25 protein-coding genes are annotated in these 25,344 nt (G+C 56.8%); 5 read left to right on the forward strand and 20 right to left on the reverse strand.

Annotated elements, in window-relative coordinates:
• The 3 genes from ACZ1G7_RS04650 to ACZ1G7_RS04660 all read right to left on the reverse strand — a co-directional run bounded on the left by ACZ1G7_RS04650 (nucleotide 1) and on the right by ACZ1G7_RS04660 (nucleotide 4,186).
• Complete coding sequence (locus tag ACZ1G7_RS04650; RefSeq protein ID WP_472662675.1) at nucleotides 1-1,077, reverse strand: AI-2E family transporter; 1,077 nt, start codon at nucleotides 1,075-1,077, stop codon at nucleotides 1-3.
• A 72-nt stretch (nucleotides 1,078-1,149) separates the two neighbouring features.
• Nucleotides 1,150-3,279, reverse strand: a complete 2,130-nt coding sequence (scpA, locus tag ACZ1G7_RS04655; protein WP_472662676.1) for a methylmalonyl-CoA mutase — start codon at nucleotides 3,277-3,279, stop codon at nucleotides 1,150-1,152.
• Nucleotides 3,215-4,186: a hypothetical protein gene (locus ACZ1G7_RS04660; RefSeq protein ID WP_472662677.1), complete on the reverse strand. Its 972-nt coding sequence runs from the start codon at nucleotides 4,184-4,186 to the stop codon at nucleotides 3,215-3,217. Before ACZ1G7_RS04660 ends, scpA begins: the two co-directional genes overlap by 65 nt.
• Nucleotides 4,187-4,352: 166 nt before the next feature.
• Between ACZ1G7_RS04660 and ACZ1G7_RS04665 the strand changes: the two genes are divergently transcribed.
• Nucleotides 4,353-4,826, forward strand: coding sequence for a DUF4174 domain-containing protein (locus ACZ1G7_RS04665; protein ID WP_472662678.1), 474 nt, complete (start codon nucleotides 4,353-4,355; stop codon nucleotides 4,824-4,826).
• Between the two features lie 119 nt (nucleotides 4,827-4,945).
• On the opposite strand, the gene ACZ1G7_RS04670 is transcribed toward ACZ1G7_RS04665, so the two are convergent.
• The 9 genes from ACZ1G7_RS04670 to ACZ1G7_RS04710 form a co-directional block, all read right to left on the reverse strand.
• Complete coding sequence (locus tag ACZ1G7_RS04670; RefSeq protein ID WP_472662679.1) at nucleotides 4,946-5,506, reverse strand: hypothetical protein; 561 nt, start codon at nucleotides 5,504-5,506, stop codon at nucleotides 4,946-4,948.
• Between the two features lie 6 nt (nucleotides 5,507-5,512).
• Nucleotides 5,513-7,513, reverse strand: a complete 2,001-nt coding sequence (locus ACZ1G7_RS04675; RefSeq protein WP_472662680.1) for an acetyl-CoA carboxylase biotin carboxylase subunit — start codon at nucleotides 7,511-7,513, stop codon at nucleotides 5,513-5,515.
• Between the two features lie 125 nt (nucleotides 7,514-7,638).
• Nucleotides 7,639-7,839, reverse strand: a complete 201-nt coding sequence (locus tag ACZ1G7_RS04680) for a hypothetical protein (protein ID WP_472662681.1) — start codon at nucleotides 7,837-7,839, stop codon at nucleotides 7,639-7,641.
• Between the two features lie 144 nt (nucleotides 7,840-7,983).
• Entirely contained in the window at nucleotides 7,984-8,184 is a 201-nt protein-coding gene (locus ACZ1G7_RS04685; protein WP_472662682.1) for a hypothetical protein, read from the reverse strand.
• Between the two features lie 319 nt (nucleotides 8,185-8,503).
• Nucleotides 8,504-8,860, reverse strand: coding sequence for a hypothetical protein (locus ACZ1G7_RS04690; protein WP_472662683.1), 357 nt, complete (start codon nucleotides 8,858-8,860; stop codon nucleotides 8,504-8,506).
• A 142-nt stretch (nucleotides 8,861-9,002) separates the two neighbouring features.
• Complete coding sequence (locus ACZ1G7_RS04695; protein ID WP_472662684.1) at nucleotides 9,003-9,131, reverse strand: hypothetical protein; 129 nt, start codon at nucleotides 9,129-9,131, stop codon at nucleotides 9,003-9,005.
• Between the two features lie 214 nt (nucleotides 9,132-9,345).
• Nucleotides 9,346-9,777 carry a DUF6497 family protein gene (locus ACZ1G7_RS04700; RefSeq protein ID WP_472662685.1) on the reverse strand — a complete coding sequence of 144 codons (432 nt, stop codon included), beginning with the start codon at nucleotides 9,775-9,777 and terminating at the stop codon, nucleotides 9,346-9,348.
• Nucleotides 9,774-10,634, reverse strand: coding sequence for a hypothetical protein (locus tag ACZ1G7_RS04705; RefSeq protein WP_472662686.1), 861 nt, complete (start codon nucleotides 10,632-10,634; stop codon nucleotides 9,774-9,776). The genes ACZ1G7_RS04700 and ACZ1G7_RS04705 overlap by 4 nt, the downstream gene beginning before the upstream one ends.
• Complete coding sequence (locus tag ACZ1G7_RS04710) at nucleotides 10,604-12,136, reverse strand: acyl-CoA carboxylase subunit beta (protein WP_472662687.1); 1,533 nt, start codon at nucleotides 12,134-12,136, stop codon at nucleotides 10,604-10,606. Before ACZ1G7_RS04710 ends, ACZ1G7_RS04705 begins: the two co-directional genes overlap by 31 nt.
• 286 nt (nucleotides 12,137-12,422) lie before the next feature.
• Between ACZ1G7_RS04710 and ACZ1G7_RS04715 the strand changes: the two genes are divergently transcribed.
• Together ACZ1G7_RS04715 and ACZ1G7_RS04720 are read left to right on the forward strand one after the other, a co-directional pair.
• Nucleotides 12,423-13,550: a multidrug effflux MFS transporter gene (locus ACZ1G7_RS04715; RefSeq protein WP_472662688.1), complete on the forward strand. Its 1,128-nt coding sequence runs from the start codon at nucleotides 12,423-12,425 to the stop codon at nucleotides 13,548-13,550.
• A gap of 64 nt (nucleotides 13,551-13,614) precedes the next feature.
• Nucleotides 13,615-14,997, forward strand: coding sequence for a helix-turn-helix domain-containing protein (locus ACZ1G7_RS04720; protein WP_472662689.1), 1,383 nt, complete (start codon nucleotides 13,615-13,617; stop codon nucleotides 14,995-14,997).
• Here ACZ1G7_RS04720 and betA read toward each other — a convergent pair.
• On the reverse strand, nucleotides 14,994-16,652 hold the full coding sequence (betA, locus tag ACZ1G7_RS04725) for a choline dehydrogenase (protein WP_472662690.1): 1,659 nt from the start codon (nucleotides 16,650-16,652) through the stop codon (nucleotides 14,994-14,996). The genes ACZ1G7_RS04720 and betA overlap by 4 nt on opposite strands.
• Before the next feature lies 1 nt (nucleotide 16,653).
• Nucleotides 16,654-18,105, reverse strand: coding sequence for a betaine-aldehyde dehydrogenase (gene betB / locus ACZ1G7_RS04730; protein ID WP_472662691.1), 1,452 nt, complete (start codon nucleotides 18,103-18,105; stop codon nucleotides 16,654-16,656).
• Nucleotides 18,106-18,223: 118 nt separating this feature from the next.
• Here betB and betI point away from each other — a divergent pair, with 118 nt between their 5' ends.
• Together betI and ACZ1G7_RS04740 are read left to right on the forward strand one after the other, a co-directional pair.
• A complete protein-coding gene (betI, locus tag ACZ1G7_RS04735; RefSeq protein WP_472662692.1) occupies nucleotides 18,224-18,790 on the forward strand; it encodes a choline-binding transcriptional repressor BetI in 567 nt (188 codons plus the stop codon).
• Between the two features lie 15 nt (nucleotides 18,791-18,805).
• On the forward strand, nucleotides 18,806-19,561 hold the full coding sequence (locus ACZ1G7_RS04740; RefSeq protein ID WP_472662693.1) for a GNAT family N-acetyltransferase: 756 nt from the start codon (nucleotides 18,806-18,808) through the stop codon (nucleotides 19,559-19,561).
• Nucleotides 19,562-19,601: 40 nt separating this feature from the next.
• Here ACZ1G7_RS04740 and betC read toward each other — a convergent pair whose 3' ends face one another.
• The 6 genes from betC to ACZ1G7_RS04770 all read right to left on the reverse strand — a co-directional run bounded on the left by betC (nucleotide 19,602) and on the right by ACZ1G7_RS04770 (nucleotide 25,300).
• Entirely contained in the window at nucleotides 19,602-21,110 is a 1,509-nt protein-coding gene (gene betC / locus ACZ1G7_RS04745) for a choline-sulfatase (protein ID WP_472662694.1), read from the reverse strand.
• Nucleotides 21,111-21,183: 73 nt separating this feature from the next.
• The gene (locus ACZ1G7_RS04750) at nucleotides 21,184-22,086 is read right to left on the reverse strand and encodes a DMT family transporter (protein ID WP_472662695.1); all 903 of its coding nucleotides are present in this window, start codon (nucleotides 22,084-22,086) and stop codon (nucleotides 21,184-21,186) included.
• A 61-nt stretch (nucleotides 22,087-22,147) separates the two neighbouring features.
• Nucleotides 22,148-22,750, reverse strand: a complete 603-nt coding sequence (locus ACZ1G7_RS04755) for a LysE/ArgO family amino acid transporter (protein WP_472662696.1) — start codon at nucleotides 22,748-22,750, stop codon at nucleotides 22,148-22,150.
• Nucleotides 22,751-22,789: 39 nt separating this feature from the next.
• Nucleotides 22,790-23,173 (reverse strand): carboxymuconolactone decarboxylase family protein, encoded by a 384-nt coding sequence (locus tag ACZ1G7_RS04760; protein ID WP_472662697.1) that lies wholly within the window; start codon nucleotides 23,171-23,173, stop codon nucleotides 22,790-22,792.
• A 3-nt stretch (nucleotides 23,174-23,176) separates the two neighbouring features.
• Nucleotides 23,177-24,622: an aldehyde dehydrogenase family protein gene (locus ACZ1G7_RS04765; protein ID WP_472662698.1), complete on the reverse strand. Its 1,446-nt coding sequence runs from the start codon at nucleotides 24,620-24,622 to the stop codon at nucleotides 23,177-23,179.
• Between the two features lie 123 nt (nucleotides 24,623-24,745).
• On the reverse strand, nucleotides 24,746-25,300 hold the full coding sequence (locus ACZ1G7_RS04770; protein WP_472662699.1) for a nucleoside/nucleotide kinase family protein: 555 nt from the start codon (nucleotides 25,298-25,300) through the stop codon (nucleotides 24,746-24,748).
• Nucleotides 25,301-25,344 lie beyond the last annotated feature (44 nt).

The following is a 25,344-nucleotide window of genomic DNA, read 5'->3' on the forward strand; positions in this document are numbered from 1 at the left end:
TTAGCCCTCGTCTTCCGGGTCGCTATTGTCCAGCCCGCGATAAAGCCTGCCACCCTGATATTGCAGGATCCCGAAGCGCGTCAGCACGCCAAACATGGCAGCGACAGGGACCGCCACCAGCATGCCCACAAAGCCAAAAATAGTGCCAAAGGCCGACAATGCGAAAAGCAGCCAGACTGGGTGCAGACCGACGCTTTCGCCCACAAGTTTTGGGGTCAGGATATTGCCTTCCAGAAACTGGCCAATACCGAAAATGATGGCAACAACGGCAATCCATTGTGGTTCCGCCCAAAACTGAAAAAGCGCAAGACCGATCGCAAGCGCACCGCCAACCAGCGCGCCCACGTAGGGGATAAATGTGATTAGCCCGGCAACGACGCCCACAACCAGCCCAAACTGCAAGCCAACCAGCATCAATGCGACCGCATAGAATGTGCCGAGTATTCCGCAGACAGTCAGTTGGCCGCGCACGAAGCTGGCAAGCGTCGTGTCGATTTCACTGGCGATGTTGCGGATCGTTTGTTGATGATCGCGGGGCAAAAGCGCGTCGATCCGCGCGATCATTTTGTCCCAATCGAGAAGCAGGTAGAACGCCACGACGGGGACGACCACAATAAAGACCACCGCATTGATCACCCCAATGGCGGAGCTGAACACGGTCTTGGCAAAATTCGTGCCCTGTTCCTGTATGGTTGAACCGATGGATGCCAAAATGCGGCGCAACTGGGAGCCCTCATCCAGCAGCGCTGGGAAACGTTCTGACAGGTATTTTTGCAAGCTTGCAAAATAATCCGGCGCAACTTCAAACAGTTGCAGCGCTTGGACGGTGACCTCCCGAAACACGAAGATCGCAACTGGAATGATCACCAAAACCGCAATCAGCGAAATCGTCGCCGTCGCCGCCACACGGCTGAATTTCAGCCTTTCCAAGCGGTCGGCCAGTGGATCCATCATATAGGCTATTGCGCCGCCAACGATGAAAGGCAGCAGGACTTCGCCCAGAAACCAAAGGGCAAGACAGAACACCACTGCCACTATGCCCCAATATTTCGCTTGATCCTGAACCGGTAATGCCATTCTGCGCTCAAATCATTGTTTGGGCGCAGAATGGCATATGTGACGGGCGGGGAAAACCGCAGATTGCGCGCGTTAACTGCGAGCGCTGCGGATCAAATCGAGAATGTCTTTGGCAGCCTCAGGAATATTTGTGCCCGGCCCAAAGATCGCTTTGACACCTGCCTTTTGAAGGAATTCGTAATCCTGCTGCGGAATGACACCGCCGCAAATAACAATGATCTCGCTGGCATCAGCTTCCTCCAATGCCTTGACCAACTGGGGTGCCAACGTCTTGTGACCCGCCGCCTGGGAACTGATGCCGACCACATGCACATCATTGTCGACGGCGTCTTGCGCGGCCTCTGCCGGTGTCTGGAACAGAGGGCCCACATCAACGTCAAAGCCGATATCAGCAAAGGCCGTGGCGATCACCTTGGCACCGCGGTCATGCCCGTCCTGGCCCATTTTGACGACCAACATGCGCGGGCGTCGGCCTTCGTCTTCGGCGAATTTCTCGACGTCTTTCTGAATGGCAGCGAAGCCTTCGTCGCCTTCATATGCGGCACCATAGACACCCGCCAACGTTTTGACTTCCGCACGGTGACGACCAAACACTTTTTCCATACTCATGCTAATCTCCCCTACGGTTGCGCGGGCACGGGCAGCTTCTACGGCGAGGGCAAGAAGATTGCCTTCACCAGTGGTCGCGGCATTCTCAAACGCCACAAGGGCGCCATCGACTGCCGCGGCATCGCGGGTCGCCCGGATGCGGTCCAGCCGTTCGATCTGGCTGGCACGAACGGCCATGTTGTCGACATCACGGATTTCGAGGTCTTCCTGTTCCTCAAGCTTGAACTTGTTCACCCCGACAACAACCTCTTCGCCCCGATCCACCTGCGCTTGTCGCAGCGCTGCCGCCTCTTCGATGCGCAATTTAGGCATGCCGGAGGCAACGGCTTTGGTCATGCCGCCCATTTCGTCAATTTCCTCAATGATCTTCCAGGCTTCATCGGCAAGATCAGCGGTCAGTTTTTCGACGTAGTAAGAGCCCGCCAGCGGGTCGACGACCTTGGTCACTTTGGTCTCGTTCTGCAAGATCAGTTGCGTGTTGCGGGCAATTCGGCTGGAGAAGGCGGTTGGCAGGGCAATCGCCTCGTCAAAGCTGTTGGTATGCAGGCTTTGCGTCCCGCCCAACACAGCCGACATCGCCTCATAAGCTGTGCGCACAATGTTGTTATAGGGGTCTTGTTCCTGCAGGCTGACGCCCGAGGTCTGGCAATGGGTGCGCAGCATTTTGGAGCCCTCTTTCTGAGCTCCGAAATCGGTCATGACCTTGTGCCACAAGAAACGCGCCGCGCGCAGCTTGGCGGCCTCCATGAAGAAATTCATGCCGATGGCGAAGAAGAAGCTGAGACGTCCCGCAAATTTATCGACATCCATGCCCTTATCGATGGCGGCCTGCACGTATTCCTTGCCGTCCGCGATAGTGAAAGCCAGCTCTTGCACCAGATTCGCGCCCGCTTCCTGCATGTGATAGCCGGAGATTGAAATCGAGTTGAATTTGGGCATGTCCGATGCGGTGAATTCAATAATGTCGGACACGATCCGCATCGACGGTTCTGGCGGATAGATATAGGTGTTGCGCACCATGAATTCCTTCAGAATGTCATTCTGAATAGTGCCTGACAGAACCGCGCGGTCGTGGCCCTGTTCTTCACCCGCCACAATGAACGACGCCAGCACCGGGATCACCGCGCCGTTCATCGTCATAGAGACGCTGATCTTGTCCAACGGGATCCCATCAAAGAGGATTTTCATGTCCTCAACGCTGTCAATCGCCACGCCAGCCTTGCCAACATCACCCTCAACCCGTTCGTGATCGCTGTCATAACCCCGATGCGTGGCCAAATCGAATGCCACTGAGACGCCCTGCTGACCGGCTTCCAAAGCTTTGCGGTAGAAGGCGTTGCTTTCCTCAGCCGTTGAAAAGCCCGCATATTGCCGGATCGTCCATGGCCTACCGGTATACATGGTCGCGCGCGGGCCACGGGTGAATGGCCCCTCGCCCGGCATGGAACCCATATGGTCGAGCTCTGTAGCATCTTCGGCGGTGTAAACCGGCTGGATTGGGATGCCTTCAGGGCTGTCCCAGGTCAGTTCATCCAGTGAGCGGCCGCGCAATTCGGCGCGGGCGCGGTCTTGCCAATCTGTCTTCTTGGTCATCTCGTCTTCCTCTCACATTTTCTGATCCGTCGGCGTTTTCGCCAATCGGGTCACAATAAGTTGCCAAGCCGTCGCTGCCGTTGTTCAGCCAGTCGATATCTTTGGCGTAGTCCTGTCGCATTTTCTCAATTTGTGCCGCGTTGAACGGCTGATAGCGGCCCGTCCGGGCGCTCAAGTCTTTGGTGAGCGCGCCCTGACCGCGCTCCGCCGCTATTTTGGCAATGCTGTTCGCAGATGCTGATTGACGTTTGCGCGCTTTTGCATCGACCATTCCGTTTGGCGGCATGCGTCCCGTCAGAGCTGACATCGCGTTTGACGGCTGGCTGGCCCAAGCCTCAAAGCTCCAGACCGCGATTTGCGCTTCAGGTATCGCGCGGGCGATCTCAATGATCACGTCGCGCCAGCGGCGCGGTTGCGTTGTGAGTTTGTCCAGGCGATCTTGGTCAGGCAGTGCACATCCTTGCACAACGCGCATCGCGTGGGCTGAAGCCCAGTAGGTGTCATATGACCGGACAGTCAGCCCAACTCGCAACGCATGCCCGCCAAATGCGGCCGCGATCCGGGACAGGCGCGGTTGGGCATCAGGATAGAACCGGGCGCCCCGCAAATTCGCACCCAACCCGCCCATGAAACCTGCGTCACTGACGATCAAACGCTCAAACCCGTCCGCCCGCAATCCGGCTAAAGCGATTTGGATACGCCCGACCGAACGTTGCGCCAGTTTGGCCTGCAAAGGCGCCGGGCGCGGAGCATCCGACAGAAGACCCGCGAACAGCCCGTCACGCGTCCGCTCAGGTCCCCAATATGCTGTCCCGTCACGCGCCAATTGCCGCCGATTGTCCTGCAAATAGGTTTGAAAACTGGTCGACGCGCAGCGATGTGCTCCGATGTGCAAACAAATTTCCATTAATGCACTTGTCCTTGAGTTGCATGTGCCTTTGGCACCGTTCAAACTCTGACTTTGCGACAAAACCTTGTTAAAGCGGTTAATCGCGGAGATGGACGCCAAATTTGCGTGATTTGCCGTAGAATTGCCGCTCAGCGCCCCTATATACGCGTGAACGGGAGTTCCAATGACTAGCAGATTTTTCTTGAGCGTCGCGACAGCACTATCTTTGACGGCAATCGCTCCGACATGGGCGCAAACCTCTGAACAGACTGAGACCGATCTCTCTACGCAAGCGATGGGCGAGGTCGATCTGAACGAATTCCTATGGGAAAACCGACCCATTGTTGTCTTTGCTGACACGGAACGCGACCCTGCGTTTATCCGGCAATTGGAGCTTCTAAACGCCCGGCCCGAGGCCCTTTTAGAGCGCGATGTGGTGGTGCTGACGGACACGGATCCAAACGAAATGTCGGCATTGCGCGAAAAGTTGCGGCCCCGCGGTTTTATGCTGGTGCTGATCGGCAAAGATGGCGATGTGAAACTGCGCAAACCCTTCCCGTGGTCGGTGCGTGAGCTATCGCGAGCCATCGACAAAATGCCCATGCGCCAGCAGGAATTGCGTGACCGGCGCAGCAACGCGTCAGATACAGGCGGGTAAAGGCATTCTTCATTGTAAAGTAACGTCTGAGCCTTTATATTATGGGCGTAAGCTGCAGTTTGCAGCCTCACCTGCGACGGAGGAGCGAGATATGTCAACGACACCGAAATCACCGCCCCCTATGACCGGCCAAACGGGGCCACGCCCGGGCTATTAACGCTCTGTTTTAGGGCTGCAACCGCGATCTCGCCACGCGCAAGGGCTTCCTTTTTCAACGCGATATAGTCGGTATACATTCCGATCCGCTGAACTTGGGCCATTTTGCGAAATTGATCTGCACGTAGATCGTCAATGATCGCTTCAATTGCAAAGACCTGATTGTAGTAGCTGACTACCGGCTCAATTACCGGTTCGGGCAGCACATGTATCTCTGAAATCAACGCTGCAAATATCGTGTCGTTGCGCTCACTAGGCACCACAGGAATGTAGCTGTTATCTTCCTCCATCGCGCCGACGATCCGTGACCAAGTCGCGTTCAGATCGAACAGTTTCAAAGTTTGCACATACTGCCGGATTTCGGCGATCAGCGCGGTTTGAACGTCCTGCTGCCGCTCCAGCCGCCGTCTGCGATCCCGTTGCCGATTTTGACGCCCATTGAACCACCAACCCACCGCAATGAACAGCCCGGCCACAATGGCCTGCTGCACCCGCGGATCGATGATGGTGTTCAGGCCCAGCATCGCGACTTATTCGAACTCCAAAATCACGTCATCAACGGCCAGATTGTCGCCAGCGGCGGCGTTGACCTTGGACACGACGCCTTTCTTCTCTGCGCGCAGGATGTTTTCCATCTTCATCGCCTCGACCGTACAAAGCGCTTGGCCTTCCTGAACCTCGTCGCCGATTTGGACATCGAGCTTCACGATCAGCCCAGGCATCGGGCACAGAAGCAGCTTGGACGTATCTGGAGCCACTTTTTCCGGCATCAGGGCGGCCAGTTCGGCCTGACGCGGGGTGCGCACATGCACCCGCAAATCAGCACCACGGGTGCGCAACCGGAAGCCGGAGGTTTTCTTATCAACTTTCAGGATCAACGGCTCCCCGTTGATTTCCAACTCTGCCAAGCTGTCGCCGGGGGTCCAATCAGACGTCACGCGATGCGCAGGGCCGCCTTTATGTTTAACAGTCGAGCCATCCAAATCGGCCTTCACCTTCACCCGAAACTCTTGGCCCTGCAGCGTGACAACCCATTTTTTGCCGACCTTGCGCTTATGGTTGTCGATCCGCCCTGAAATGCGTGCGCGGCGGATCTCAGCCACACGGTTCATTGCCGCCGCCGCCGACGCGACACGGGCTAACGCCTCGTCATCAAGTGCGACCCCATCGAACCCATCAGGATATTCTTCCTCGATAAACGCGGTAGTGATGTTGCCCGATACGAATTTTGGGTGATCCATCACGGCAGAACAGAACGGCAGGTTGTGTCCGATACCTTCCACCTCAAAACTGTCCAGAGCCACGCGCATATTCTCAATCGCGGAGGCCCGATCTGGGCCCCACGTGCAAAGCTTGGCGATCATCGGGTCGTAATACATGCTGATCTCGCCGCCCTCATAGACGCCCGTATCGTTCCGCACTACGATGCTTTTCTTGCTGATTTCCTCAGGCGGGCGGTAGCGGGTCAGACGGCCGATGGACGGTAAAAAATTGCGATACGGGTCTTCAGCGTAGAGCCTGCTTTCCATGGCCCAGCCGTTCAGCTTGATGTCGCTTTGTTTGATCTTGAGCTTTTCACCGTAAGCGACGCGGATCATCTGCTCGACCAGATCAACACCGGTGATCAGTTCCGTCACTGGGTGTTCCACCTGAAGGCGCGTGTTCATTTCCAAGAAATAGAAATTTTTGTCTCCGTCGACGATGAATTCAACCGTCCCGGCACTGGAATAGCCCACAGCGTCAGCAAGCGCACAGGCCTCTTCGCCCATGGCTTTGCGGGTCTTTTCATCAAGGAACGGTGACGGGGCTTCCTCGATCACTTTCTGGTTGCGCCGCTGGATCGAACACTCCCGTTCGCCCAGATAAATCGTGTTTCCCTGCCCGTCTGAAAGCACCTGAATTTCGATATGACGCGGCTGTGTGACGAATTTCTCGATGAAGATGCGGTCGTCGCCAAAACTATTTGCGGCCTCGTTCTTCGACGATTGGAAGCCCTCGCGCGCTTCATCATCATTCCAAGCGATCCGCATCCCCTTACCGCCGCCGCCAGCGGAAGCTTTGATCATCACAGGGTAGCCGATACCGGTCGAGATTTTGACAGCTTCTTCAGCATCCTCGATCAGCCCCATATGGCCCGGCACTGTCGAGACTTTGGCGTCCTGGGCAATTTTCTTGGAGGTGATCTTGTCGCCCATCTTCTCAATCGCACCAACGGGCGGTCCGATGAAAGCAACGCCGGCGGCTTCCAAGGCCTCAGCGAATTTGGCGTTTTCTGACAGGAATCCGTAGCCCGGATGCACGGCTTCGGCGCCCGTTTCTTTGATCGCGGCCATGACTTTGTCGATCACAATGTAGGACTGATTGGCGGGCGGTGGGCCAATGTGAACCGCCTCATCCGCCATTTTGACATGCATCGCGTTTCGGTCGGCTTCCGAATAAATCGCCACGGTTTTGATACCCATCTTGCGTGCAGTCTTTATGACGCGGCAGGCGATCTCGCCCCGGTTGGCGATCAGGATTTTCTTAAACATTTTTGCATGTCCCCGAGTATTGCTGCGCTGGATTTACCCGCTGCGCATAGAAAAAGCCGGGTGCGCCCAACGGCGCATCCGGCTGATAATTTTGATACGACGCGTGCGCCGCTGTGATGGTGGTGTTATTTACAGACGCCCAAATCGTCGCAGAAGACGCCAGCGACGCCGCCGACCAAGGCGCCGGTTCCAACACTGCCACCGGTCGCGACAGCAACCGCTGCGCCCGTCCCCGCCCCAAGCGCGCCGCGCTCGAAGTCATTGTCACAGGCCGCCAAGGATGTCGTTGCGCTGAGAACAGCGATGAAGAAAATGGGTTTGCGCATGATGCACCTCTTGATTGGGTCGCGGTAGGTGACCACACCGCGTCCCTCAGCTGCACAAGAAATTGCGCTATATCCGTATTTGAGCGATGAGCCGCGCGAACCCCTAGGTCGCGCTGCGCTAAATCCCGCCGTTGATGGTCAAGCCTACTTGCAGACGCCTGCGTCGTCGCAGAACACGCCAGCCAGTCCGCCGACCAATGCGCCAGTAAGGGCATCGCCGCCAAGGGCTTTCGAGACGACCACGCCTGCGCCTGCGCCAACCGCGCCGCGTTCCGTGTCCGTATCACAAGCGGCCAAAAGGCCAAATGTGACGATAAGTGCTGTTCCTGTAAGTGTTTTCCGCATTCCCGCTCTCCTTTTTGATTTTTGAAAGGACGTAAGCATATCGGTGCGGAAAAAGATTCCCCGTCGTTGTCGCAGTCGGTTTTTCGGCGAAAATCCGCTGCTACAATAGGAAGAAGAGGTCCGTCAATGCTAACGGACCTCTTCAGAGGGGAAGGGTAACGGTTTTGTACACGTGGCTGGGCATCTGTGCTGGAGAAGCGGAGCCACATCGCCAATCTGCGCCCTACACCGCCAATCGCAAAGGCTGATGACACCCGGCGCGCGGTTTGAGCGTATTTTTGCCCATAATTACCGAGCGTTAGCATGGAAGCGCCGATTTTCATTCATAGCTCCCGTCGAATGCTGCCGGAAAGGAGGCACGGGCGCGGGTTTCATCGATTCTTAGAAGTGCGTCGTAGCTTGCAGGATCAAACGGGTCTTCGGCGGCCACGACTTCCCTGCCAAACAGCCAGCTCAGTCTGCCAGCATCCAGATTGCCACGTTCAAAGGGTGCATCGCCAAAATAGTCCCAAAGCGCCCACATGAAGCCTTCATCGGCACGGCGGTCCGGCGGTTTGCGGTCTGCAAAACGTTCTCGTGCGATCAAAGGCGTAGCGCCTTTCTTGTTGTCGCGACGAATGGTGAATTGGAAGTCGGTGCCAGGCAGCCGTCCGGGAAAGCCTTTGTGCTTAAGCATAACGAATCCTTCCGTCACAGCACGGCGCAGAGATCGCCCCTAAACGGCTGGTCAGTTCAATGTAATGGAAAGGTTGCTCAACGCGCGGAGCGGAGCGGAGGGGTTTTGCGGGGCGCGCGAAATTGAGCGCCCCGCAAAGGTATTAGAACTTGCTGTATACGGGCTCTTCAACCACTGGCTCAACAACAACCACTTCTTCTTCTTGCTGTGCGCAGGCTGCGATGGTCGCAACGAAGGCAAGTGCAACGATAGCTTTGATGCTCTTCGACATGTCTGTCTCCTATTAAGTTCATACGCTAACTGGCCCGAGTCACCCCGGATTTCATTAACACACGTTGTATGGGTCACAGAAATGCGACCTTGATGCAAGCTATCTGTATCTGTGACGGAATAATACCGCCCAGCGTTGCCTAATTCACGATGTGACGCGAATGCATCATTTTTTGCGACTTTCCGCCTAATTTCATGAAAACACACCATTTTATTCATAGCCCGGCCCATATACAGGCATCATTTTCGACATCGAACGCATCGAAATACTGGACGATTTGCGGCGAAAATTCCCCGAAAGCGCTCGGTTCTGACGCAATCGAGATAATAATTTGGGCCGCTTTGGGCGCAGAGCGCGCCCGAGTCTCTAACCCCGCCGTCGCACAAAGATGCGCAAAATCACCCTCGATTTTCTCAAACGCAAACTCCGGCTGCGACAGCTGTTCCGACACGTAGCGCAACCGCACCGTCTGCACCGCATGGGTCGGTGCGCCAACGGGCTCGAGGCGTGTTTCAAACGGCTCAACCACTAGGCCCGACGGCATATGGATCGCGCTATCAGCCACTGCACTGTCGGCAGCATTTGCAAAACACATAATCGCCCCGATGAGCAGGGCTGCGGACGGCACATACTGCAAAGGCGTCATGCCTGCACCCCGTCGCATTTGCCATCTTTGATCGGGAGCGTTGTGCTACCAACGCCACGGCTGAAACTCATGAGCCCGAAGCCGCTGCGATCAACGACCGAGATTTCCATTTCAGAATATTTTGAGGATTCAATTTTGATACCGAAAACGCTGGGATCATTATCAAGTTCGACGAGAGTTAAGACGCAAAGCGCGAGCGGGCTGATCGTTTCTGGTGGGCGACTAAAGTTCGGAAGCCGCAAAAATTCAATTTCTAGACTTCTTTTGCCATTGCTATTGGAAAACGTGGTTTCGTTGCGCTGAAGCCCCCAAGAAGCGAGAATGGCTGCAATCTCGGTGCCAGCCTCATGAGTGGACCATTTTGTATCTGGACGGGACAGGATCACATCAAAATCGACTTGATCGACGCATAAACCTTCTTGCACGTAGATCGTCACATCATGCGGCAGTGCTTCCTCCCCGCCAATACTGAAATTCAGATCGACATGGTGAAGGTCAGCGAATGAAACGCCCTCGGGCACAAAATCTTCAAAAGCCTCAAGGACCGCATTGCACAACGGCACAAGCGTTGATTCCATCGCGTTTTCAGGCAGCTTAAGTCCTTTTGTCGTATCCAGATTGACCCAGATGGCAAACGTATTGTGATCACCTTCGCCTTCGAAAATTTCTGTTTCCCAGATGTGACCAAACGCCTCGATGTCAGGACCAGCACGCCCACGTTCAGGCCACATGTCTGAAATCAAGCCGAATGCACCAGTCATCAACGCAATTGAGACGATCACAACAAGTGCCGTGAGGCCTAGCAAGATTTCCCAGAAATACTGTCTCACAGCGGAATATTGTCGTGCTTTTTCCAAGGGTTTTTCAGTTGCTTGCCGCGCAAGGACGCAAAGGCGCGACTTACGCGTTTGCGGGTCGAATGGGGCATGATGACCTCATCGATGAAGCCCTTTTCGGCAGCGACAAACGGGTTGGCGAAGCGTTCTTCATAGTCGGCAGTGCGCTGCGCGATTTTGTCTGCATCGCCCAGCTCGGAACGATATAGGATTTCGACCGCACCTTTGGCCCCCATGACCGCGATCTCGGCAGTGGGCCAGGCGTAGTTGAAATCGCCGCGCAGGTGTTTGGACGCCATCACGTCATAGGCGCCGCCATAGGCTTTGCGGGTGATCACGGTGACTTTCGGTACTGTCGCCTCCCCGTAAGCGAAGAGCAGCTTCGCGCCGTGTTTGATCACGCCGCCATATTCCTGGCTGGTGCCCGGCAGAAAGCCCGGCACGTCGACCAGCGTCAGGATCGGAATTTCGAACGCATCACAAAACCGCACAAAGCGTGCAGCCTTGCGGGCGCTGTCGATATCCAGCACGCCCGCCAAGACAATTGGCTGGTTACCAACGACACCCACGGTTTGCCCTTCGAGACGAATGAAACCAGTCAGGATATTTTTCGCGAAATCTTCCTGAATCTCGTAGAAATCGCCTTCATCTGCCAGTTTGGCGATCAGCTCTTTCATATCATAGGGCGTGTTCGGGTTATCCGGCACCAGCGTGTCCAGCGAGCTCTCGGCACGCGCCACCTCATCGAAGAAGGGGCGAACCGGAGGTTTTTCGCGATTGTTGAGCGGCAAGAAGTCGAACAGCCGGCGCACTTCGGCAAGCGCTTCGACGTCGTTTTCAAACGCGCCATCTGCCACGGAAGATTTCTTGGTATGGGTGGACGCGCCACCAAGTTCTTCCGCAGTCACAACCTCGTTCGTCACCGTTTTGACGACGTCAGGCCCGGTGACAAACATGTAGGAAGTATCTTTGACCATGAAGATGAAGTCTGTCATCGCAGGCGAGTAGACCGCGCCACCCGCGCAAGGCCCCATGATCAAGCTGATCTGCGGCACCACGCCCGAGGCCATGATGTTGCGTTGAAACACTTCCGCGTAGCCAGCAAGTGACGCAACGCCTTCTTGGATCCGTGCGCCGCCGGAATCGTTGATGCCAATTATGGGGGCGCCATTCTGAATGGCCATGTCCTGTATTTTGCAAATCTTCTCGGCATGTGTCTCAGAGAGAGAGCCGCCAAATACGGTAAAGTCCTGACTGAATACATAAACCAAGCGCCCGTTGATCGTGCCCCAACCCGTAATAACGCCGTCGCCTGACGGCCGCTCTGACTCCATCCCGAATTCGGTGCACCTATGTGCTACGAACATGTCGAACTCCTCGAAAGAATCCTCATCGAGCAACAATTCGATCCGTTCGCGCGCAGTCAGCTTGCCTTTGGCGTGCTGCGCATCGATCCGGCGTTGTCCGCCACCCTTGCGGGCAACCTCGCGGCGTGCCTCAAGCTCGTTGAGAATATCTTTCATCTGGCGTCCTCCTCCTGATTGTTCTGCAACCTAGAGAAATGCTGCAGCGCAAAAAAGCCAAAAACAGCAAATTTGCAAATATCTTCGCAGCAGTCGAATTCAAATTGCAAATTCGCAAACTATCCGCATTCCCGCAACCCGCCTGTGCGGCGCGGTCCATGGACATCTCTGTGTCACGCGTTACAACCATAGCATGATAGAAAACCGGCCGGTCCGTTTTTTGGACCGCACCACCCCGCCTCATATCTTAACGCTTGTTTTGCTTGCCTCCATCTCAGCGCTGAGCATGAGTGTGTTTTTGCCGTCTCTGCCCGCGATGACGCAGGAATTCGGCACCTCCTATGGCGTGATGCAGCTGTCTGTGTCGCTCTACCTTGCCTTCACGGCGATTGTGCAGCTGATGGTCGGGCCGATCTCGGACAAATATGGACGACGCCCGATTATTTTGGGTGCATTGGCGATTTTTGTGCTGACTTCCATTGGCTGCATGTTGTCGACCAGTGTTGAAGTGTTTCTTATTTTCAGAATGTTGCAAGCCTGCATTGCGACAACAATGGTGCTAAGCCGCGCTATCGTGCGCGATATCGTGCCGCAGGAGCAAAGTGCTGCCATGATCGGCTACGTGACCATGGGTATGTCACTGGTTCCGATGATCGCCCCGTCAATTGGCGGGGTTTTGGACACAGCTTTTGGCTGGCGAGCAACATTTGTCTTCATGACGGCGTTCGGCTTGGCCATCTTTGCGCTTTGCTATTTCGATCAGGGCGAAACAAACAGGTCAAAAGGTCAGAGCTTCGCTTCTCAACTCTCTGACTATCCAGAGCTTTTTATGTCTCGGCGGTTCTGGGGTTACGCCCTTTGCGCGGCATTTTCATCTGGTGCTTTTTTTGCCTTCTTGGGCGGAGCACCGTATGTGGCTACAACGGTTTACGGCCATCCGGCGGCGGCAGTCGGGATGTTCCTAGGCATTCCGGCTTTAGGATATTTCTTTGGCAGCTTGCTGTCAGGCCGCCTGTCTGTACGCCTCGGCATCAATCGGATGATCTGGATCGGCAGCTTGGTTTTGGCAGGCGGAATGGCCACATCTGTGTTGATAACCGCGCTTGGCTTTGGCAGCTCGATGAGCTTCTTTCTGCTTTGCAGCTTCGTCGGATTGGGCAACGGGATGGTCCTGCCGAATGCCAATGCAGGGCTCCTGTCAGTGCGGCCGCATCTGGCAGGCACCGCGTCAGGCGTGGGCGGTGCGATTATGATCGGCGGCGGTGCAGCATTGGCAGCACTTGCTGGTGCAGCTCTTGAAGGCAGCGACAGCAGCCTGCCGCTGCAATGGATCATGTTCCTGAGCGCTATCGCCTGCCTTATTGCGATCATCTATGTCAAACGCCGTGAGGCGGAGGTTGCAACATCCGAGTAGGCTTGAATTTGGAATTTGCAAATCGTACACAAGGCAATCGCAAAATTGCAAACCCTAGGAGCCTATGGCCCAACAAAAGCTCTATGCCGGCGTTAAGCTGCGCGAATTACGCACCAAACTCGGGCTGACGCAAAAAGCCTTTGCGGCCAAGCTGGGTGTATCCCTGCCCTATCTCAACCAGATGGAAAACAATAACCGGCCGGTATCGACGGGGGTTGTGTTGGCCATGGCGCAAGAATTTGGCTTCGACATTACCGAGCTGCGAACCGGGGAGGCTGGCCGCATGGTCAGCGATATGCGCGAAGCGCTGAGCGATCCGGTTTTTGACCAGCTTGGCCCGCCCTTGGCTGAGCTTCAGCTCGCCGCATCAAACGCACCGGGTCTGGCGCATGCGTTCTTGCAACTGCACCGCGCATATCGCCAAAATCACGAACGCCTTGCTTCGCTTGATGAGGCATTGGGGCGCGAAGACGCCGCATTGCAACCCAGCCCTTGGGAGGAAGTACGCGACTTTTTCCATTACTGCGACAACTACATTGATGCTGTCGACCGTGCCGCCGAGCATTTTGCAAGCACGCTGGTGGGTGACGTCCTGCGCACACAGTCCCTACCCTTTGGCGTTCAGTTTGTTGAAGCAGAAATATTGCGCGCGTTTGACCCCGAGCTTGGTGAGCTGAGCCTGTCCGCGCGCGCGGACCCAGCCACGCAACGGTTCCAAATTCTGCATCAGGTAGCGCTGGTCACACATGACGAGCTGCTTGAGGCGACGCTTGATCTCGCCCGCTTCCAAACCGAAGCCGCTCGTCAAATCGCCAAGATCGGGCTTGCTAACTACTTCGCCGGTGCGGCGTTGCTTCCATACACTCGATTTCTACAAGCTGCCCAAAACTGCCGGTATGATCTGGAACATCTGGCCAACCAATTTGGGGCCTCCATCGAACAGGTGGCCCATAGGCTGTCAACGATGCAGCGCCCCGGCGCGAAGGGTATTCCGTTCTTCTTTGTTCGCGTCGATCAGGCGGGCACGATCACCAAGCGCCATTCGGCGACCCATCTGCAATTCGCACGGTATGGCGGCGCTTGCCCCTTGTGGAACGTGCATCGGGCCTTTGAGACGCCAGGGCGCTTTCTACGGCAATTGGCAGAGACACCGGACGGAGTGCAATATATCTCGCTCGCACGTGATGTTTCCAAGCCCGGCGGCAGTTTCCACGCGCCGACACGCCGCTTCGCGATCGCGCTTGGTTGTGAAATCAGCCATGCCGCCGAGATCGTCTACGCCGATGATTTGTTGCCCGCCAAACGGCCTGTCTTTGAACCAATAGGCGTATCATGCCGGATTTGCGAGCGGGTGAATTGCCACCAACGCTCTGTGCCGCCTTTGGAAAGCAAGCTGAGCGTCGATCACAATTTGCGCGGAACGCTTCCCTACAAAGTCGGCGGCTAACGCTGCTGCGTTTCCCAATTGGGATGAACCCAAGGCATTGCATTGTCTTTGGGCAGCGGGCCCTTGTTCAGAATATGATCCGCCGCCTTTTCACCCACCATGATCGAGGGTGCGTTCAGATTGCCATTGGTGATCCGGGGAAAGATCGAACTATCCGCCAGCCGCAGGTTTTCGACGCCGATGACACGGCATTGCGGGTCCACCACCGCGCCCGGATCATCGCGCCGCCCCATCCGAGCTGTGCCACAGGGATGATACGCACTTTCAGCATGTTCACGAATAAAATCATCAAGTTGCGCGTCGCTTTGAATGTCACTTCCGGGTTGGATTTCGTGCTTTGAATAAGGCTTGAACGCGTCCTGGCCGAAAATTTCCCGCGTGAGGCGGATGCAGGTTCTAAATTCGTCCCAGTCGTCGGGATGGGACATGTAGTTGAATTCAATCTTCGGCGCATCGTTTGGATCAGCGCTGTTCAACGTCACATGCCCCCGCGACTTCGACCGCATCGGGCCGACATGCGCCTGATAGCCATGTCCCTCAGCAGCCGCCTGTCCGTCATAGCGCACGGCGATGGGCAGGAAATGGAACTGGATGTCAGGATAACGGATCCCTGCCTTCGACCGGACGAAGCCGCCACTTTCAAACTGGTTTGATGCCCCCAGCCCCAGCTTGGCCAGCAGCCATTGCGTCCCAACCCAGCCCTTCATCGGGATGTTCCAGTATTTATACAAGGTCACCGGCTTGGACGCGGCCATTTGGATATATAGCTCCAAATGATCCTGTAAGTTCTGACCGACACCGGGACGGTCGGCAATGACGTCGATGCCATGCTCTTGTAGATGTTTGGCCGGACCAATACCCGAAAGCATCAACAGCTTGGGGGAGTTGATGGAAGATGCCGACACGATCACCTCTGCGCCCGCCTCTATCACCTCTATCTTGCCGCCGCGTTCGACCTCAACCCCAGTGGCGCGGCCATTTTTTATAACAACTTTGCGTGCGAATGCATTGATAAGAGAGCAGTTTTCACGCTTCATTGCCGGCCGCATATAGGCATTCGCCGCAGACCAACGGCGGCCGTTCTTGATGGTTGCATCAAATGGCCCGACGCCTTCTTGCTGCTCACCATTATAGTCCGGCGTCATCTGGTAGCCCGCCTGCACGCCCGCATCGATAAAGGCCTGCGTCAGCGGGTTACTCCCCGGCCCGCGTGAGACGTTCAAAGGCCCATCCGTGCCGCGCCACGCCGGGTCGCCGCCGCGCCCTCCAGAGCTCCAGCTTTCCATGCGTTTGTAATAGGGCAGCACGTCGGCATAGGACCACCCGTCAGCCCCCATCTCGGCCCAGTGATCAAAGTCACCTGCATGGCCACGCACATAAACCATCCCGTTGATAGAGCTGGACCCGCCAATGACCTTGCCGCGCGGGGTGGCGAGGCGGCGGTTATTCAAATGCGGCTCAGGCTCTGAGCGGTAGCCCCAATCGTAGCGCGCCATGTTCATCGGAAAGCTGAGCGCGCCGGGCATTTGGATGAAAGGCCCAATATCGGAGCCGCCATGCTCAATGACGATGACGGATCGCCCCGCCTCCGCAATGCGGTAGGCCATGGCACAGCCCGCCGAGCCTGCCCCAACAATAACGTAGTCGGCCTTCATCTCAGAACGGGGCCTCGACCGGGCCCATGGCAACATAGACCGATTTGACCTGGCTGTAGTGGTTAATGGCTTCCTTGGAATTTTCACGCCCGACACCTGAGGCTTTGGAGCCGCCAAAGGGCGCTTCAACCGGCGCGAGATTGTAGGTGTTGATGTAGCAAGTCCCAGCCTCGAACGCGGCTGCGACGCGATGGGCACGAGTAAGGTCTTTGGTGAACACCCCAGCAGCAAGGCCAAATTCCGTGTCATTGGCGCGGGTTAGCACCTCTTCCTCATCCTCGAAATCCAGCACGGACAGCACCGGGCCGAAGATTTCTTCACGCGCAATAATCATGTCATCGGTCACATTTGCAAAAATTGTGGGCTCGATGAAAAACCCGTCGCGCTGCGCCATTTTTCCACCGGTGATCAGCTTGGCCCCCTCTTCAACGCCTTTATCGATGTAGCCCAGCACAATGTTCATCTGGTTGGCCGACACCATGGGCCCGAAATTTGTAGCCTCATCCATTGGATCGCCGATGACGGCTTGCTCAGTCCGCTCTTTAAGGCGCTTTAGAAAGGCCTCCTTTATGCCTTTCTGGACAAACACCCGCGTACCGTTCGAACAGACCTGCCCGGAGGAGTAGAAATTCGCTAGGATCGCACCGCTTACCGCGTCTTCAAGATCCGCGTCATCAAAAACGATCATCGGGGATTTGCCGCCCAGCTCCATCGTGACATGCTTCATGCCTTCGGCGGCGGCCGCGTAGACCTTTCGGCCTGTCGGCACCGACCCTGTGAGGGAAACCTTGTTGACGCGGACGTCTGCCACCAAAGCGGCACCCACATCGCCGTAGCCTTGCACGACATTGTAAACGCCTGCGGGCAAACCCGCCTCGTGCAAAATCTCCGCGACTTTCAGGGCGCAAATCGGCGTCGTCTCAGACGGTTTGAAGATCATCGCATTGCCGCAGGCAAGCGCGGGCGCGCCTTTCCAGCAGGCGATTTGGGTGGGGTAGTTCCACGCGCCAATGCCTACACAAACGCCCAAGGGCTCCCGCACCGTATAGACCCAGTCCTGGCCCAGCTGGATATGCTCCCCCGTCAGACTTCCTGCCAGCCCGCCGAAATATTCCAAAGCTTCGCGCCCCGAAGTGGCATCGACATAGAGCGTTTCGGACAAAGGCTTGCCAGTATCGAGCGTTTCCAAAACCGAAAGTTCATGATTGCGCTCTTCGATGATCAGCGCAGCGCGGCGTAAGATGCGTCCGCGTTCCGTGCCGGTCATCGCCGCCCAGATTTTCTGCCCTGCCTTGGCGCTTTCCAATGCCTGTTCGATGATCGCAGGTGTTGCCGAATGCAGCTTTGCCACGACCTCCCCCGTTGCAGGATAGATGCATTCAATTTCGGCGCCTTCAGTATCCTCGACATAGGCACCGTTGATGAAATGGCTGGCGGTGGGTTGGGCGCGCATGGCGACTCTCCTGCATAGAATGACACGTGTTCGTATCAGCTTTTGTTCAAGCCAGCAAGAAAACTTGTATGGTCATACAAGTTTTGCAATTTCGCCTGGAACCTGCAATAGCTGCCCCATGTCCCGCATCCGCGATATCCGAAATGAGGAACTGACCGCCGCCGCAATCCGTGCAGTGCACCTACATGGTTATGCGCAGGTCACGATGAACGACATCGCACTTGAAGCAAATGCCTCAGCCGCATCGATCAACTACTACTTCGGCACCAAAGAAAAGCTGATGGAAGCCACAATGCGCCGGCTTCTAGGCGTGTTGAGACAGGCCGCTTTGGAGCGTCTGACCGATGCGACAGGTCCGCATGCGCGGCTCCAAGCATTAGTTGAGGCCAATTTCGACGACCGCCTGTTTACGCCCGCCCAATGCTCGCTCTGGGTGCAGTTCTGGTCGAACGCACCCTATTCCGACAGCCTGTCACGGCTGCACCGTATCAACCGTTCCCGCGTGCACAGCCACCTGCAGGCGGCGCTGCGTGACTTGGTGCCGACGGACGCACTTCAAACAGTCACCGCCACGGTACAAGCCTATATGGATGGCGTCTGGCTGGAAGCCGCACAATCGGGGGCATGTGATCCAGGTGCGGCGCGGCAACAAGCACGTATCATGCTGGGGCGGTTGGTGGTGTGACGGGGAGCAGGCGCCGTGGCTAAGTTCGCCCACGTTTCAAAGCTGCCAGCATCGTTGCGGAACGCATATTTGGCCTCCCTGCCAGAGCCACAGGAATGGTTTCTGGAGGAGCTGGTCCTTGTAGGCGAGGTCTTGCAAGCTGACGACGCGGGATATGCGGTCTTTCATGAGGGCAGGCTTGTCGAGTTCTATGCGCAGAACCGCCCAGATAGCGCCTCGCTTCTGCGCGACCTGATCGCGCAGCGCCCGTTCAGCAGCGCATTGGCCAAGTCTTTTGATATAGGCCTGATGGAAGCCGCCCATGCGCTGGGTTGGGACAGGACTGACACCGCGTTCTTGTTTCGCAAACGCGTCGCGGTTTCTTTGCAAAAGCCCGCTCGTTTTGAGCTGGCGCATGCCCAATGTTCAGACTTGAGCGCAGCTTGGGACACAGGTCTGGATTTCTACGACAGCCAAGCAGAGATCAAACAGCTTTTTCACCAAAGCGGACTTTGGATAGCCCGTTACGACGGGCAGTTGGTTGGCAGCGGAACGGCATTGCCGATTGATAGATCAGGCAAGGTGGTCGATGTCGGGATGGTTGTTCGTCCAGACCAGCGAAACAAGGGTTTCGCCAGTTTGATCATCTGTGAGCTTGCAGACCAGCTGGAGCGCGAGGGCAAAAGACCGATTTGCGGCTGCGCGCAAGGAAACCTAGCCTCAAAAGCTGCGTTGGAGAATGCGGGCTTTGTGTGTGAGCATCGACTTGTGCAGCTAAGCGTGCGTGAATAACACACGGCTTTACAAGCCAAGCGCGTCGAAACCCCAAAACCTATTCACCGCGCGGAAACCGCTGGTTTTCTTCGAGCACGTTCAAATCCATATGGTTGCGCATGTAGCGCTCGGAGGCTTTTTGCAGCGGTTGGTAATCCCACGGGAAGTAGCCGCCCTGACGCAGTGCCTCGTAGACCACCCAGCGACCCGCTTGGGAATGGCGCACATCAGCGTCGAACCGGGGCAGATCCCAGCGCGCATCGGCCTTGGCAGAAAGCGAATTGTAAGTACCTGCATGGGCAGGCTCTGCGGCCAAATTGGTCAGCTCATGCGGGTCGGCCTCCATGTCGAACAACTGGTCGGGGTCCAGCGCGCAGCGGTTGAACTTCCACTTGCCGTAGCGCAGTGACACCAGCGGCGCGTAGGAGCCTTCAGCCGCGTACTCCATGGCGACAGGCGTGTCGCGGCCGCCGCCTTGGCCCAGCGACACGATGCTTTCGCCGTCAGTCCATTCCATCACTTCTGACATATCCACGCCTGCCAGATCGCATAGCGTCGGGCAGATATCGATGTTGGAGACGGGCGTCTCGACTAAACCCGGTTCCATCGTAGGTGAGGACACCATAAGCGGCACGCGGGCGGAGCCGTCATAGAATGACATTTTGAACCAAAGCCCGCGCTCCCCGAGCATGTCACCGTGGTCGGAGACGAAGAGGATTGTGGCCTCTTGGCGGGTGTCTTCCAGCGTTTGCAGCACCCCGCCCATTTTGTCATCGAGATAGCTGATATTGGCAAAGTAGGCCTGTCGGGCACGGCGGATGTGCTCGTCGGTGATGTTAAAATTGTCGCGATCATTGGCATCGAGAATGCGCTGCGAGTGTGCGTCCTGATCGGCGTATGGGATTGGCCCGACTTCCGGCATCAGGTGCTCGCAATCTTCATACAGATCCCAGTATTTCTTGCGCGCCACGTAGGGGTCATGCGGATGGGTGAAGCTGACAGTCAGGCACCAGGGCCGCGCATCATGGCCACGCGACAGGTCATAGAGTTTGTGCGTCGCGTGATAGGCGACCTCATCATCATACTCCATCTGGTTGGTGATTTCGGCTACCCCAGCGCCAGTAACGGAGCCCATATTGTGGTACCACCAATCAATCCGTTCGCCCGGCTTGCGGTAATCCGGCGTCCAGCCAAAATCTGGCGGGTAGATATCCGTCGTCAGCCGCTCCTCAAACCCGTGCAATTGATCAGGCCCCACGAAATGCATCTTGCCCGACAGACAGGTCTGGTAACCCGCACGGCGCAAATGGTGGGCGTAGGTCGGAATGGCGGAGGAAAACTCTGCGGCGTTGTCATAAACGCCTGTGCGCGACGGCAGCTGCCCAGACATGAAGCTTGCGCGACCTGGGGCACAGAGCGGTGACGCGGTATAGCTGTTTTTGAACCGTGTGGAGCGTGCCGCCAGCCTCTTAAGGTTGGGCGCATGTAGCCAATCCGCCGGGCCATCTGGGAAAAGCGTGCCGTTGAGCTGGTCGACCATGATGATCAGGATGTTGGGCTGGGACATGACGCGCTCCGCTGTAGGAATTTGGGACAAAATCGCGCGCGGGACCATAAACGGTCAACGCCGTTCGCGACGTCTATACTTTGGTCGCCGACGCCGTGGGGGTGATCTGGCGCTTCTTGAGCTGATGTTCGCGCCAGGTGATGAAGCTGACCGCACCGACAATCAGGACACCCCCCAGTACCACGTAAATATCGACCGCCTCGTTGAAGGCCAGCCAGCCCAGAAGTACCGCCCAGACCAGTTGCAAAAAATACACCGGCTGCGTCACCGTCAATGGCGCGGCGGCAAAGGCCAAAGTCATGGTGTAATGCCCGCCCGTGGCCAACGCAGCGAGCACGAACATCCACCCTATTTGCGACCAAGTGGGCGTGATCCAAACCGCCCAGGCCATGGGCGCCAGACCAATTGTCACCGTGACCGACAACATGAAGACCACTACGGCGGGGGACACCTCATCTGCCATCACTTTGGCACTCAGGTAGGAGCCCGCAAAAAACAATGCCGCGAAAATCATGGCGATATGCCCTGGGGACAGCTCACGAAAGCCGGGGCGCAAGATGATCAGAGCGCCCACAAAAGCCGCGGCGATCGCAAGGATGCGGCGAAGGGCGAGCTTCTCACCCAGAAACAATGCGGCGGCAATTGTCACGTAGATGGGGTTCAGGAAGTTCATTGCCGTGACTTCCGCAATGGAGATCCGGGTCATCGCAAAGAACCATAGGGTCACGCCCAGCGAATGGGCGATGCCACGCAGCCCGAAGATCGTCCAGATCCGTTTGGTAAACACGGCCTGCCGCATCGCGGGGATCATCGGGATCAAAAACACCAACCCCAGCAGGTAGCGCAAAAAAGCAGCCTCCGCCGCAGGAAGCCCGTCGCCCACATATTTGACAACAGCCGTCACGCCAACGAACAGCACGCCAGTAACAAACATCCAAAAGACGCCAAGGACCGGGTTTTGCGCATGGGGGTTCATAGCGCCAGATGATCGCCTGCGCGCGCCAGCCGCAAGCCCAATCGTGCGCCGCAGGAAAATATCAATGCCGCAACAGCAGCGCCAATGCGATTGACCACATCGTGATACCGACCAGCGTGTCGAGCACCCGCCACGCGACAGGCTTTGAAAAGAACGGTGCAAGCAAGCGCGCGCCGTACCCCAGCATGAAAAAGAAGCTTGCGGCTGCAGCAATCGCCCCTGCCCCGAACATACCGCGCGCCTCACCATATTGCGCCGAAAGCGCGCCCAGCAAAACCACCGTATCAAGGATCGCATGCGGGTTGAGCCAAGTGAATGCAAGGCAAGCCAAAATGGTGGCCTTCAAGCTCATCTCTGCGCCGTCTGAGGCTTTCAGCCCGTCCGACCCGCGCCAGGCGGAGCGAAAGCAGAACGCGCCATAGACAAGTAAGAAAAGCGCCCCGCCCCACAACATAGCTGTTGAGAACCACGGCGCTAAATCGGCAATGCGCCCGAACCCGAAAACCCCGATGCTGACAAGCACCACCTCAGATAGAGAACAGGTGACACATACCGCAAAGACGTGGTTGCGGCGCAATCCTTGCCGCAACACAAATGCATTTTGCGCGCCAATGGCCAGTATCAAAGAGAAGCCGAGCGCGTAGCCCGCAAGGAAAGTGGTCATGACCGGGGCTGTTAATCAGTTAGACGTGGCACTTCCAGCCTATTCCGCTTCAGCCAGCACTTTGCTCGCGACACGGAAACACTCCAGCGCTTGGGGGACACCGCAATAGATGCCGATCACATGAATGATCGCGCGGATTTCGTCTTGACTGACCCCATTGCTGATCGCGCCGCGACAGTGAATTTCCCATTCGCTCATCTTGCCCAGCGCACCAATCATCGAAAGGTTCATCATGGAGCGGGTTTTGGCGTCGATCACGTCGTCGCCCCAACCAAAGCCCCAGCACCAAGCGGTCATCGCTTCTTGAAACGGTAGGGTAAAATCATCTGCAGCGGCGAGGTTTTTCTCGACATATTCCGCGCCTAGTGTGGCTTTGCGTTGCTCCAGTCCTTTGAGGAATAGGTCCTCGTCAAAAATGCTCATGTTCTACCCCCTAAGCTTAATTGCTACGTTTTTTGTCTGCACATAGTTCCAAAGCGCTTCCCGACCCTTTTCGCGGCCATAGCCGGACTTGCCGTATCCGCCGAACGGCGTCTCGACGCCACCTGCGAACCATTCGTTCACAAAGACCTGCCCGGCTTTTAGATGGCGTGCAGTTGAGGTTGCGCGGTCCAGATCGCGCGTGAACACGCCACCGACCAGCCCGTAGGGCGTCCCATTCGCGATCTCGATTGCTTCGGCATCGGAGCTGAATTTTAGAACCGACAAGACGGGCCCAAAGACCTCTTGCTGCGCGATGGTCATGCCCGGCGTGACGTCCTTGATCACAGTCGGCTCCAGAAACGCACCGGGGATGTTGAGCTTGCGCCCGCCGGTCGCGACGGTTGCTCCCTCGGCTTGCGCCGCGCTGACCATGTTTGCGGCACGGTCGCGCTGTGCCTCGGACACCATCGCGCCCATGGTCGGGCCGAATTCGGGCTGTTCCACCCCCGGCAGCACCGTCAGCGACTTGGCCACGGAAACCATACGCTCCACCAACGCATCATGGATGCTGTCATGCGCAATGACGCGCGACATGGCAGAGCAGACCTGCCCCGCGTTGAAATAGATACCCCTGCGGATGTCATTCTCAAATGCGTCGAGATCGGCGTCATTATGAACAATTGCGGCGGACTTACCGCCCAGTTCCAACACGCAAGGCACGACGTTTTGCGCAGCCGCCGTGGCGATTGCAATACCGGAGGGCACGGAGCCGGTGAAGACGATTTGATTGACATGTGGGTGCGATGACAAGGCCGCGCCCGCTTCATGCCCCAGCCCACACAAGATGTTAACCGCGCCTTTTGGAAGGCCGACCTCCTCAGCCGCATAAGCAAACCACGCGCTTGAAAGCGGTGTTTGCTCCGACGTTTTGATCACGCAGGTGTTGGAGGTGGCAAGCCCGGCGGAAAGCGAACGCGCCGCAATCTCAAGCGGGAAATTCCACGGGATGATCTGGGCGGAGACGCCAAAGGGCTCATGGGTGGTGAAGTCGAAATAGTTTTTGCCAAGCGGAATGGAGCGGCCTTCAACAGTTTCCGCTTGATTGCCATAATATTCAAAATATCGGGCAGCACCATGTACCTCGCCGCGCGCCTCCCAAAGCGGCTTACCTTGTTCGAGCGTCAAAAGCTCCGCAATCTCGTCGATATGGTCCAGTATGTAGCGCCCCATGGCTTGAACCATGCGGCCACGTTCCACCGGACGCAGGTCCGAAAGAACTCCGGACAAATGCACGCGTCTCGCCGCCATCACGGCGCGATCCACATCGGCGGCATCGGCAAGCGCATGGGTCGCCAGCTTTTCGCCCGTTCCGGGGTTGATGACGTCAATCCGCCCCGCCCCGCCATCAACCCAAGCGCCGTCGATATAGTTCTGCCAGTATGTTTTCATGCGGGCAGGGTCTTCGAGCACATCACCGCTGTCAATCACAGCTTGTTGCGCGGTCGGCAGACCGACCTACACACATACGCACGGTCACAGGCCATAGCTCGGCAAAACAAGTGACCGAAGACGTCAAAGCGACAGCGTAAGGTCGGCAGCGATCCGGTTCTCCTGGACCAGCCGTGCATTGGGCAGGTCGTTTTCGACGATGCGCGCCCCGGCATCTGCATCGGTCAGCCCGTGCTTACGCCAACGATTTTCAAGGCGGGCCTCCAGCGTATTCTCATCAAGTTCTAGGAACACGGCAAAGGACCAAAACCTGCACAAATCGCGCCAGCCCGGTGCGTCCAGCAATAGATAATTGCCCTCAACGATGACGAACTGCATGTCGGCTGAGATGACTTCAGCTGAGCCAATTGTCTGATCTTGGGCGCGATCAAAACGCGGGGTGATTACTTCCGGTTCAGCTAGTAGCCGGTGCAAAACAGCCTTGAACCCCGCTAAATCGAAACTCTCGGGGGCACCTTTGCGTTCCCTAATCCCACGCGCTTCCAAAATAGCGTTGTCGAGATGAAAGCCGTCCATCGGTACAAGGCCAGCCGGCCGACCATCAGCATTGAGATGGTCGCAAAGAGACTGCGCAACGGTGGATTTTCCTGAGGCCGGAGCCCCTGCAATAGCGATCAATTGGCGTCCATCAAGGACAGGTAATTGATCCGCGATGTGGTGCG

This window comes from Litoreibacter sp. JB4-2 (genome assembly GCF_055693445.1).

What these genes read in the sequence shown, in the direction of transcription:
- ACZ1G7_RS04765 (WP_472662698.1), bottom strand. Translation starts at nt 24,622, where the DNA reads ATGAAAACATACTGGCAGAACTATATCGACGGCGCTTGGGTTGATGGC.
- ACZ1G7_RS04715 (WP_472662688.1), top strand. Translation starts at nt 12,423, where the DNA reads ATGAGTGTGTTTTTGCCGTCTCTGCCCGCGATGACGCAGGAATTCGGC.
- ACZ1G7_RS04650 (WP_472662675.1), bottom strand. Translation starts at nt 1,077, where the DNA reads ATGGCATTACCGGTTCAGGATCAAGCGAAATATTGGGGCATAGTGGCA.
- ACZ1G7_RS04680 (WP_472662681.1), bottom strand. Translation starts at nt 7,839, where the DNA reads ATGCGCAAACCCATTTTCTTCATCGCTGTTCTCAGCGCAACGACATCC.
- ACZ1G7_RS04720 (WP_472662689.1), top strand. Translation starts at nt 13,615, where the DNA reads ATGGCCCAACAAAAGCTCTATGCCGGCGTTAAGCTGCGCGAATTACGC.
- betC (WP_472662694.1), bottom strand. Translation starts at nt 21,110, where the DNA reads ATGTCCCAGCCCAACATCCTGATCATCATGGTCGACCAGCTCAACGGC.
- ACZ1G7_RS04700 (WP_472662685.1), bottom strand. Translation starts at nt 9,777, where the DNA reads ATGACGCCTTTGCAGTATGTGCCGTCCGCAGCCCTGCTCATCGGGGCG.
- ACZ1G7_RS04760 (WP_472662697.1), bottom strand. Translation starts at nt 23,173, where the DNA reads ATGAGCATTTTTGACGAGGACCTATTCCTCAAAGGACTGGAGCAACGC.
- ACZ1G7_RS04690 (WP_472662683.1), bottom strand. Translation starts at nt 8,860, where the DNA reads ATGCTTAAGCACAAAGGCTTTCCCGGACGGCTGCCTGGCACCGACTTC.
- ACZ1G7_RS04660 (WP_472662677.1), bottom strand. Translation starts at nt 4,186, where the DNA reads ATGGAAATTTGTTTGCACATCGGAGCACATCGCTGCGCGTCGACCAGT.
- betA (WP_472662690.1), bottom strand. Translation starts at nt 16,652, where the DNA reads ATGAAGGCCGACTACGTTATTGTTGGGGCAGGCTCGGCGGGCTGTGCC.
- ACZ1G7_RS04685 (WP_472662682.1), bottom strand. Translation starts at nt 8,184, where the DNA reads ATGCGGAAAACACTTACAGGAACAGCACTTATCGTCACATTTGGCCTT.
- ACZ1G7_RS04755 (WP_472662696.1), bottom strand. Translation starts at nt 22,750, where the DNA reads ATGACCACTTTCCTTGCGGGCTACGCGCTCGGCTTCTCTTTGATACTG.
- ACZ1G7_RS04675 (WP_472662680.1), bottom strand. Translation starts at nt 7,513, where the DNA reads ATGTTTAAGAAAATCCTGATCGCCAACCGGGGCGAGATCGCCTGCCGC.
- ACZ1G7_RS04750 (WP_472662695.1), bottom strand. Translation starts at nt 22,086, where the DNA reads ATGAACCCCCATGCGCAAAACCCGGTCCTTGGCGTCTTTTGGATGTTT.
- betB (WP_472662691.1), bottom strand. Translation starts at nt 18,105, where the DNA reads ATGCGCGCCCAACCCACCGCCAGCCATTTCATCAACGGTGCCTATGTC.
- ACZ1G7_RS04665 (WP_472662678.1), top strand. Translation starts at nt 4,353, where the DNA reads ATGACTAGCAGATTTTTCTTGAGCGTCGCGACAGCACTATCTTTGACG.
- ACZ1G7_RS04710 (WP_472662687.1), bottom strand. Translation starts at nt 12,136, where the DNA reads ATGAAAGATATTCTCAACGAGCTTGAGGCACGCCGCGAGGTTGCCCGC.
- ACZ1G7_RS04695 (WP_472662684.1), bottom strand. Translation starts at nt 9,131, where the DNA reads ATGTCGAAGAGCATCAAAGCTATCGTTGCACTTGCCTTCGTTGCGACC.
- scpA (WP_472662676.1), bottom strand. Translation starts at nt 3,279, where the DNA reads ATGACCAAGAAGACAGATTGGCAAGACCGCGCCCGCGCCGAATTGCGC.
- betI (WP_472662692.1), top strand. Translation starts at nt 18,224, where the DNA reads ATGTCCCGCATCCGCGATATCCGAAATGAGGAACTGACCGCCGCCGCA.
- ACZ1G7_RS04670 (WP_472662679.1), bottom strand. Translation starts at nt 5,506, where the DNA reads ATGCTGGGCCTGAACACCATCATCGATCCGCGGGTGCAGCAGGCCATT.